The following is a 418-nucleotide window of genomic DNA, read 5'->3' as shown; positions in this document are numbered from 1 at the left end:
CTGCTCTTCCCAAAGGGAACAATCAGGCGATAAAGACCTCGCGGCTGTCATCAACGAACACTTAAACGGAAGGCGATACAATTGCAGCTTGACTGCCGAGGGATTTGCAGCTTCTGATCGTATCGAATTCTCCTATATTTCTTCTGAGTTGCCTTTTTGCCGCCTAGTTCCCATTTACCAATTAAGAGATAAATGAAAGGAGAGGTAAAAAAATGGGCACAAAACTCAGAACTTGTGAAGAAGTTGAAAAGGGGTTCAGCAACTATATTAAACTATGTCTTAGACATGCAAGCAGGGATTATTTCAAAAAACTATATCGAGACTCTGTTCTCATACCGTTTGATGAATGTGAGCCAAAAATCGCCATTAACATTAGGACAAGCACTACAATAACTTTTGAAGATTTTGCAGTACTCTC

At 40.2% G+C, this 418-nt stretch carries 1 protein-coding gene and 1 pseudogene; both read left to right on the top strand.

All coding sequences use genetic code 11. The features are described 5' to 3' along the window. Positions 1-196 (top strand): M14 family metallopeptidase (locus ACE5KN_RS31065; protein WP_375533332.1); only part of this gene is annotated, 196 nt, incomplete at its 5' end. A 16-nt stretch (positions 197-212) separates the two neighbouring features. Next, positions 213-418: pseudogene (locus ACE5KN_RS31060) on the top strand (hypothetical protein); the annotation flags it as partial.

The sequence above is a fragment of the Paenibacillus terreus genome, assembly GCF_042138595.1.
GTDB lineage: Bacteria > Bacillota > Bacilli > Paenibacillales > Paenibacillaceae > Paenibacillus > Paenibacillus terreus.
This window is presented reverse-complemented; position numbering and strand designations above follow the sequence as displayed.